Origin of the sequence: Staphylococcus arlettae (assembly GCF_002902345.1) — a bacterium.
Taxonomy (GTDB): Bacteria; Bacillota; Bacilli; order Staphylococcales; family Staphylococcaceae; genus Staphylococcus; species Staphylococcus arlettae.
In genome coordinates this window covers 4,944-14,529 of sequence record NZ_PPQB01000019.1, presented here as the reverse complement: position 1 = coordinate 14,529, position 9,586 = coordinate 4,944, and the positions used below count along the sequence as shown (strand labels likewise).

The 9,586-nt window shown below is 31.7% G+C and carries 8 protein-coding genes; 5 read left to right on the top strand and 3 right to left on the bottom strand.

The window, feature by feature from the left end; all coding sequences use genetic code 11:
• Window positions 1-140: 140 nt before the first annotated feature.
• Window positions 141-2,078 (bottom strand): IucA/IucC family protein, encoded by a 1,938-nt coding sequence (locus CD036_RS09025; RefSeq protein ID WP_103388484.1) that lies wholly within the window; start codon window positions 2,076-2,078, stop codon window positions 141-143.
• 356 nt (window positions 2,079-2,434) lie between these two features.
• On the opposite strand from CD036_RS09025, the gene CD036_RS09020 reads away from it, so the two are divergent.
• From CD036_RS09020 to CD036_RS09010, 3 genes are all read left to right on the top strand, one after another.
• Window positions 2,435-4,198, top strand: a complete 1,764-nt coding sequence (locus CD036_RS09020; RefSeq protein ID WP_103388483.1) for an IucA/IucC family protein — start codon at window positions 2,435-2,437, stop codon at window positions 4,196-4,198.
• A 1-nt stretch (window position 4,199) separates the two neighbouring features.
• Window positions 4,200-5,264, top strand: a complete 1,065-nt coding sequence (locus CD036_RS09015) for an alanine racemase (protein WP_103388482.1) — start codon at window positions 4,200-4,202, stop codon at window positions 5,262-5,264.
• 397 nt (window positions 5,265-5,661) lie between these two features.
• Entirely contained in the window at window positions 5,662-6,981 is a 1,320-nt protein-coding gene (locus CD036_RS09010) for a YjiH family protein (RefSeq protein WP_269667670.1), read from the top strand.
• Window positions 6,982-7,031: 50 nt separating this feature from the next.
• Here the strand turns inward: CD036_RS09010 and CD036_RS09005 are convergent, their stop codons facing one another.
• Entirely contained in the window at window positions 7,032-7,343 is a 312-nt protein-coding gene (locus tag CD036_RS09005; RefSeq protein WP_002509235.1) for a heme oxygenase, read from the bottom strand.
• Between the two features lie 136 nt (window positions 7,344-7,479).
• A complete protein-coding gene (locus CD036_RS09000; protein WP_002509234.1) occupies window positions 7,480-7,740 on the bottom strand; it encodes a SunI/YnzG family protein in 261 nt (86 codons plus the stop codon).
• Window positions 7,741-7,912: 172 nt separating this feature from the next.
• On the opposite strand from CD036_RS09000, the gene CD036_RS08995 reads away from it, so the two are divergent.
• Complete coding sequence (locus CD036_RS08995; protein ID WP_002509233.1) at window positions 7,913-8,416, top strand: metal-dependent hydrolase; 504 nt, start codon at window positions 7,913-7,915, stop codon at window positions 8,414-8,416.
• Window positions 8,417-8,533: 117 nt separating this feature from the next.
• A partial coding sequence (locus CD036_RS08990; protein WP_258027395.1) for a UTP--glucose-1-phosphate uridylyltransferase occupies window positions 8,534-9,586 on the top strand: 1,053 nt, incomplete at its 3' end.

Sequence of the window (9,586 nt, the reverse complement as noted above, 5' to 3'; positions counted from 1 at the left end):
GGGTGGGACAACGAAATCATTTTTTCAAAATCAGATTTCTGTCCCACTCCCTTTTTTGTTAGAAGCTAACAGTGTGGTCTTATAGAGAGGCAATTAAACAATTGTTGTGTTGATAGTTTAATGTGCAACGACGATTGTTTTTATTTATGTAATGGATTATTAACTTTTACATAGGTGTAATAATCCGCTTCATCAACTAAACGCATAGTTGTAACACATTTATAGTCAATAGTCGGAGCAAACAGAATTTCTTTAAAGTTATTAATTCCGTTACTATTATCCATTGATTGTGCAACTTCATCGAGTTTTTGTTCAATTAAAGTTCTGACATTTGACCAGATTATATTTTCTATATGAGGGGCATCCCAAATTTTTACTGCTGTCAGTATAAGCTCTCCGATATGATTTTGAACGGTTGAATAAAAGGCCTTGTTCAACACTGTTTGTGCATTTGAGGTTAAGATTAGTGATTTTTGATGAAAGTTTTTTGTACTGTATCCCATAGCATTTAATTGTTGAGTATCAATGCGTAATCCTTCAAAATCACGAATATAAATATGGTGTAATGCACCAGTGTTATCAATTGAAATAATAGCATTTTGTAAATGTGCTTCTAGAGCTATTCCATATTTGGCTACTAAAGGTATTACTAAGTCGCAAAGTGTTTTACTATAATGTGTTAACCAAGCTATAGCTGCTGTTTCTATAGAGTCAAAAGCGTAATTGTCATAATAACGCGTGATTAATGTTTCTAAAGGAGTTTCACTATTATAAACATGACAACTAACTAAACTAGAAGGCACTATTGGGGTACTATCATTTTCGATTAGCTGATAAATATTTTCGCGAAATAAAGTAGCAATTTGTTCACTACGCTTTGTTTGCTGCTGCTCAGAGCTATTGTAATAATGTAAACCAGCTATTTCATCGACAGTTGAAGCTTGTATATTCTTGAATAAATTATCTTGAGATATGATATCTTTTAAAATCTTTGATACTAATGGTCCATTAAATGTAGTTTGTTCAGATAAAGTTCGAATTTCACCTGTAATATGTACGTTGGTAGCCAATTTAATATGTGGTGTCGTATCTACTTTTGGCATTAATGTTCTAAAAGAGAGACCAGCATAATAATCTAATTGATAATTTAAAGGAATATATAAACTAGATTGTATGAGGTCATCATATTGCGATTTGAAAATTGTCTCAAATTGCCATGGATGTATAACAAGTACATAATAGTTTGGCAGTTGAGAATGTCCTACTTCAGCGACGACACATTGTCGCAAATTTGGAAATCGTTGGAATAAAGCTTCATTATAATCAGACGTCAGTGATTGTGACTTTGCCACTGACTTATGTAATAACGCAAAATGCAGTGAAATGGGCTTATCGAATTCTGTTGAGTATTGAATGGCTTCTCTTGCTGTTAGCCCTTTACGTAACTTAGCGCCTGGATGTAAAGGATGTCCTTCAATGACAGACTGTTCTGAGCGTAAATAACTATCTTTACTGTTTTCAATTAATGTCCACAACGGTGCTGTAACTTGTGAAAATGAATATAGTTGATAACTTAGTGCTAACGCTAAATTGGCAATACTGTTTTCAAGATCCATTTTAAATTGCAACGTTGCATTAGTATCTAATTTTGGTAATTCAGTTAATATGCAATTTAAAATTAGCTCTGGATGTGTGATACGTGTTAATTTATCTTCTTCTAAAAAATAAAATGGACCTTCCACGTCTACACGATTAAATGCATACATCCCCACAATAGGTGCTATTATTACTTTATTTGAATTTGAGAAGTAGAGCTGTAGTACATGTGAGCGACTCGTTTTCAAAGTAAAAGGTATGTCAGTAACTTCTCTGATAGAACTGTTATTATAACAATTTGCTAAGTTCTCTCTATACATTGATGCTACCAAGCGTTGGGTTATTTTATCTCTACTTAGTGAGATAGCACTTTTGAATTTGTCAGCCCACTGTGATTCATTGGTAGATAAATAAGTATAAGCAGACGCTTCTTCAGGAGTAAGTTGTATATTTAAATCGTTATAATTATTTATATTTGTCATAACCCACCTCAAAAAATTTATTTTACAAATGCATTTTATATTTGTACAATCAATAGTATCTATAATGATAATGGTTATCAATTAAGTGTGGGAGTATTTTCCCATACCTTTATACTAGCGTTATATTTTATTATTAAATTTTATCATATATTGTGTGGTTATCACATGTAGTAAGTTAAACCGTAGCTATTTAGACGAAGTAATTTAATTATTTTATGTTATTAAATATTGCCGAGTTAGCATGGATTTTAACAATATTATCAGCAGTATTTTACAATAACTATGTATAGTTTATTGAATGAATAAACAGCATGTATAGTGAAATTTGGGAAGTAAAAATGGAGGACACCTATTATATGGAATATACAACAAGACAGTTGGCAGATTTAAATGTTCAACATCGAATATTAAATGCCATTATTAAAGAAGACATAGCTTCAGACAACTTAAAATTGCAAGTCGAAGATAGTAAATTATACATTCAATATAAAGGTCAAATCTTAGAAGTTTGTTATACACAGGCTAGTGCTATGAAACGATATAGGTTGAGTGGTTTTATTACGTATAAACGAGGACAACAATCAATTAAGATAGACAACTTAGAGCATTTATTAGCAATTTTAAATGATAATTTTGATTTAAAGATTAGCCAACAGTTAACTTCAGAGCTGATTTCTAGTAGAACAGGTTTTATGTTAATCTATGAACAATTTGACAATAGACAGCAAAATATTGCTGACAGTCTGAAGTTTTCACGTATGCCTCAAAATATAAATTTTTGTGCATGGTTACAGCACATTGTTGAACAAGGTGAAGTTGACGAGTTAACTGTTTCAGAGGGGTTGGTTATTGAAGGACATCCTACACATCCGCTTAGTAAAACAAAACTTCCCTTATCTGAAGCAGATATGAAACTATATTCACCAGAATTTGGTCAAATTATTCCACTAAAACTGATGGTTATCCATAAAGATAAAGCGGTAGCGACTTCCATGGAAGATCATGAACAATATATGTTGGATGTAGTGTTGCCAGATTACAAATATCGCTTGAAAGCATTTTTGGAATCTCAACAATTGAACTTAAAAGATTACCAAGTAATATTAGTCCATCCATGGCAATATGAACATGTTATTGTAGACACATTTAAGGAGTGGATTCTAGAAGGCTATTTATTACCTACTCCATTTGAGGTTCCATCTAAAGCGACATTGTCTTTCAGAACTATGGAGCTAGTAGGGCGCCCATTTCATGTCAAATTACCTATAAAAGTGCAAGCAACTAGTGCTATTCGTACAGTGGGGCATGTTACTACTATTGATGGACCACACTTAAGTTATGAATTGCAACAGTTAACTAAAGCATATCCATTACTCCAAGTTGCTACTGAACCATTTGGATTATATGCAAATACTGAAGCGTCAAAGGCTAAGCATTTGTCGTATATTATACGTAGTAAACCTCACATTTCTTATAATGGTTTGACGTTAGTTTCGGCGTGTTTAGTGAATAAAAATCCAGTAGATGGTAACACCATAATTGATAGCTACTTAGAATGGCTAAATTATGACATAAACCAGTCCTCAATCAACGAATTTTTACAGCATTATGCATATGCGTTGATTACACCGCTCATAGCTTATATTCAAGATTATGGAATAGCACTAGAAGCACATATGCAAAATACGGTTGTTAATTTAGGACCAGATTTTCAAATGCGCTTTATTGTTAGAGATTTAGGTGGATCCAGAATAGACTTAGATACTTTAAAAACTACAGCACCACAAATCAACGTCATGAATGATAGTTTGTTGGCAGATAATATTGTGGATGTAATAGCTAAATTTCAACATTCAGTAATTCAAAATCAATTTGCTGAATTAATACATCATTTCGGACAATATAAACAGGTGAATGAAGCAGAGTTATTTCAAATAGTGTCGGAAATCGTCAATGCAGCAATAGATGATAATAAACCACATGCGTCAGAATTACGTCAACAATTATTTGCACCCACAATTAAAGTTAAAGCTTTATTACGCATGAGAATGGAAAATAAAGTGAAACAATATATCACAACTGAAATCGATAATCCTATTTGTGAAGAGGGGTGGAAGTAAAGTGCAATTAACAATTAATTTATCCAAAATTCAATATAACGCCAAAGTTTTACTGACATTACTGAATGAACATCATGTACATTTTACACCTGTAACTAAATGTATTGCTGGAGATCAAGTTATAGTAAATGAGTTGAAAAAATTAGGTATTACGCACTTTGCAGATGCACGAATTGATAATATTAAAAAAGCTACAGCTAAAGATATTACATATACAATGTTGCGTAGCCCTGGCCAAAATGAGCTACAAGAAATTGTTAAACTTTCTAAAATAAGTATTCAAACTGAACTGAAGACAATTAAAGCATTAAATGCAGTAGCTAAAAGCGAAGGAACAAAACATGAAATACTTTTAATGATAGATTGGAAAGATGCACGTGAAGGTGTACTTACGTATGATGTCATCAGTTATATAAATGAGATTTTAAAATTACATCATATTTGTCTCGTTGGTCTTGCGTTTAATTTTATGTGTTTTAATACACTTCCTCCATCTGAAGATGATGTAGATATGATAAATCATTTTATCAAAACAATAGAAACTGAGACTCAATATCATTTTAAAATCATTTCTGGTGGTAACTCTAGTATGTTGACACAAATGTTTTACAATGATTTAGGGAAAATAAACGAATTACGAATTGGGGAAACATTATTCAGAGGTGTAGATACGATAACGAGTCAGCCTAGTCCTATTCTGTTTCAAAATTCGATCGTGTTAGAAGGAGAAATTCTTGAAATTAAACCGAGACTTGATATGGCATCTGGGAAACACTATTTGCAAGCTATCGTTGATATTGGTTATTTAGATACGGCAATTAATGGTTTAACAGCACGCAACAGACAAGTGAAAATAATAGGTGCAACAAGTGATCATTTAATGATAGATTTGATGAATTGTGATTACTATCAAGTCGGAGATAACTTAGAATTTGAATTAAACTATCATGCTTTAGCACAAAGCATGTACATGGAAAATATACCTAAAAATTACATCACGGATAATGGCATAACAATAATGACTCAAAGTTTAAATGCCAAACAACTTAACAGCTTTAAATTATAACAATGCTTTAGTTTTTATAATCATTAAAAAGAACTGAGTTTGAGAGTAGTAGGTAGCTGAAATTAAGGTAAAAATAGCCGATAGAGTTATAGATGAGTAGGTTCGAAATTAGTCAGTTATACAGATAAAATAAAACATTGCATTTGAAAGCGTTTTCATATAAAGTAGAGGTAATTCAAAGACAATATTATTTGAATTACCTTATTTAAGTTATTTATCAAATGGTGAAAGGCGCGTGTATAAAAAACTTATCATTTACATATTTATACACAATGGGTTATAATAATCGCTGTGTGAATTTTGCTATATGCATAAAAAATACCACCTAAGGGGTGATAATGAAGTGAATCAATATAGTAAATCGCAAATTATAAAAGGTCGTATTAAGTTTATAATTATGTCATTGATTGGTATTATTTTATTTTTAACACCAATTTCCGTGACTCAAGATGGTAAAAAGGAAACTACTTTAACTGTAGCTTATTTAGCAGGACAAGTAAAAACGTTAATTGGCGATGCGATGCCACTTATCATTGTTATTATTATTACGCTATCTGGGATATTATCAGTGTTATGTTCCACGATTTTGAAACATAAATTAAAACCTGAAGGGTTATTATACAATGCTTTCAACGTTAAAATGGTTTGGCTATTACTTAGAATATTAGCTGTAGTATTTGTATGGTGTACTTATTTAAAAGTAGGGAGCGAAGTAATTTATTCTGAAGATACTGGTGGTTTAGTGTTTTCTAGTTTATTACCAACGCTAGTAACGATATTTTTCTTTGCGGCATTATTTTTACCTTTATTAATGGAATATGGACTATTAGAATTATTGGGACCCATTTTTAGACCAGTAATGCGTCCATTATTTACTTTACCAGGCCGGTCTACTGTAGATAATCTGGCGTCGTTTATTGGTGATGGTACAGTTGGAGTATTGATTACGAGTAGACAATATCAAGAAGGGTTTTATTCGAGAAGAGAGGCAACGGTAATTGCAACAACTTTTAGTGTAGTATCTTTAACGTTTGCGATTGTTGTAGCAGAAACTGTTAACATGCAAAGTCATTTCTTCTATTTTTACTTAACTGTGATAGTTTCATGTTTGGTATTAGCTGTCATTATGCCGAGAATATGGCCGTTAAATAAAATTAAAGATGAATATTCCAAAGAAGTACCAGAAGAAATGAGAACCGAAAAATTACCTGAAGGAAAAACAGCGCTTGGTCATGGTTTTGATATGGCTACTGAAAAAGGAATTAAAGCACCAGGATTTGCTTTGTTTTTTAAATCGGGCTTTAAAACTGTAGTAGATATGTGGTTTGTAATTTTACCAGTAGTAATGAGTATTGGGACACTAGCCACAATTATAGCTACGTATACCCCAGTATTTGCAATTATCGGTAAACCATTTGTGCCATACTTAGAATTACTGCAAATACCAGAAGCGGCACGAGCATCAGAAACTATTATTGTCGGTTTTGCTGATATGTTTTTACCATCTATCCTGATTGAAGGTGTTGGTAATAATATCACATTATTTGTTATTGGGGCGTTAAGTATTACCCAACTTATTTACTTATCTGAGGTTGGTGGCGTAATATTAGGTTCTAAAATTCCTGTAAGTATTTTTAAATTATTTATTATCTTTTTAATTCGTACTATTATAGCGTTACCTATAATTGCTTTAATGGCACATCTCTATTTTAACTAGCAAAAAGGTCAGGACCATGAATTATGGTTCTGACCTTTTGCTATAGGTGACTAATTTAACGAAGAAAGTACATGTGCTTTTACTATTTTGTTGCCAATTACAGGCGATTCTTCTTGCTGCTTGCCTTTGTTACTATGTGCCTCTTTGAAAGCATCACTACTTAACCAAGCATTAAAATCGTCTTCTGATTCCCACCAAGTATTAACGTACATTTGATCATAGTCTAAATCTTCGTCTATTTGCCATACTTCAATACGTTTAAATCCAGAAAGTTCTTCAATTTTACCGCCCTGTGTAAACTTACTTGCCATTTTTGCGGCAAAACCTTTTTTGACATCAATTCTATTTGTCACAACATACATGACTTTTCACCTCTTTGTTAGTTATTACTATTTATCATAAATTGCTGTTTAATAAAACGTCAAATACTAGAGCGTTAATTTAGCAAAAAAAGAGGCAAAACTATAGTTTTGCCTCTTTTGATAAACTTATAATTATTTATTTAGTAAGTTCGTTGTAAACTTTTTGATCGTTTTGCGTATAAATAATGTATTCATGATCATCCGTGTCGATAATAACGCGATTCGTTTTACCAAATGTAGAACCAATTCTGTACACTTTGTCACGATCTAATTTAGGTACTGCATGGATATTTTGGTCTTGCGAAATGTTGTTAATTTCGTTTGTAGGAATTTTGATATCTGCAACTCTCCACTGAATTCTTACTTCATTATTATCTTTTTTAACTGTCATTGCCATATCTTGAACACATCCTTTAATAAATTTATAGCTATATCATATAACATACTGTAATCGTTTTCAAGTGATTATGTGATACTTTTTAAAATTAGGTTATACTTTAACTATTGCGAAAGTATGTTCGCGTTTCGCTTAGTTATGTGGTAAAATATGGCGATAAGGAGAAGTGAAAATGACAGGTAAAACACACGCATCTTGTGGCTTTTTAGTTGGAGCTTTAGCCATAGAATATTACGAAACAGATTTATTTATTTCCGTTACAGTCGTTACTTTAGCAATTATCTCAAGTTTATTACCAGATATTTGTCATGCACAAAGTAGAATTGGAAGACGCTTTAAGTTTATTAGTATTATTATACGACTTTTATTTGGACATCGAACCTTTACTCATTCTATTTTATTTGTTTCAATCATTGCTGCTTTATTGTATATGATTCAAACGCCTAATTATTATTTAATTACAATTATATGTGGTTTGCTTTCACATGTTATACTAGATATGTTGACACCACGTGGCGTTAAATTATTGTATCCTATCCCTATTAGTATTAAATTTCCAGTACAGTTTAAAACGGGAGGGTTAGTTGATTTATCGTTAGCAACAGCACTAACGATTGGAGGCTTTTACACTTTATTCCAATCTTATTTTAATAATTTTATTAATCATTTATTATGATATTGTTTGTCATTGTTAATGATTTGCTATATTGTACATACAGTAAAATTTTATATACTGTATGTAATAAACTATATTTATTTCTATAATGATTATATGGATTTAAGGAGAGAGAACATGTTGGATAAAAAGGAACTAGACAAGTATAATCAAGGTCACTTGGTAGAGTTCGAAAAGCTAATGAGTGCTAATGAAAAGGAAAAACTTAATGAAAAAGTTAAATCTTTAGATTTAGCAGAAATTCAGTCTTTATATGAGTCTTTATATCTTAATAAACAAATGATTAGCGATGTTTCTTCAGTTGATGAAGTAAAATATGAGAAAAGTAATGAATTATCAGATATTGAAAAAGCTCAATATGAGCAACAAGGTATCCAAGCGATAAAGAATGGTAAATTTGCTGTATTATTAATGGCTGGTGGACAAGGGACACGTTTAGGTTATAAAGGACCTAAAGGTACTTTTGAAATCGAAGGTATAAGTTTGTTTGAGTTGCAAGCTCGCCAATTATTACAGTTAGCTGAACAGACTGGTACTACAATCGATTGGTATATTATGACTAGCAAATTAAATGATAGAGAAACACAATTGTTTTTTGAAGACCAGAACTATTTTGGTTATGATAGTGATCATGTATATTTCTTTAGGCAAGATGATGTAACGTGTTTAAACGAACATGGACAATTAGTCTTGGACGAAAATGGTGATATCTTAGAAACACCAAATGGTAACGGCGGCGTTTTTAAATCTTTAAATCAAGCTGGCTATTTAGACCAGATGAAAGAACGAGGCGTGGAATACATATTTTTAAATAATATTGATAATGTATTGGTAAAAGTATTAGATCCGTTGTTTGCAGGTTATACATATGCACATGAGAAAGATGTGACAACTAAATCTATTCAGCCACATGATGGTGAGAGTGTTGGACGTTTAGTAAATGTGGACCATAAAGATACTGTGTTTGAGTATTCGGAATTAGATAACTCAGTTGCTAATACTTTAAACAATGCCAATATCGGTATTCATGCGTTTAATTTATCATTTATACGTAATGTAGTAGATTATGAACTACCTTATCATTTAGCGATAAAAAATCTTAAGCAGTTAGATGAAGACTTTGGTGTGATTCAAGCACCAACATTAAAATTTGAACTTTTTTATTTTGAT

Coding starts and splice junctions, on each gene's coding strand:
- CD036_RS09010 (WP_269667670.1), top strand. CDS start 5,662: ATGTCATTGATTGGTATTATTTTATTTTTAACACCAATTTCCGTGACT.
- CD036_RS09000 (WP_002509234.1), bottom strand. CDS start 7,740: ATGGCAATGACAGTTAAAAAAGATAATAATGAAGTAAGAATTCAGTGG.
- CD036_RS08995 (WP_002509233.1), top strand. CDS start 7,913: ATGACAGGTAAAACACACGCATCTTGTGGCTTTTTAGTTGGAGCTTTA.
- CD036_RS09025 (WP_103388484.1), bottom strand. CDS start 2,078: ATGACAAATATAAATAATTATAACGATTTAAATATACAACTTACTCCT.
- CD036_RS09005 (WP_002509235.1), bottom strand. CDS start 7,343: ATGTATGTTGTGACAAATAGAATTGATGTCAAAAAAGGTTTTGCCGCA.
- CD036_RS09020 (WP_103388483.1), top strand. CDS start 2,435: ATGGAATATACAACAAGACAGTTGGCAGATTTAAATGTTCAACATCGA.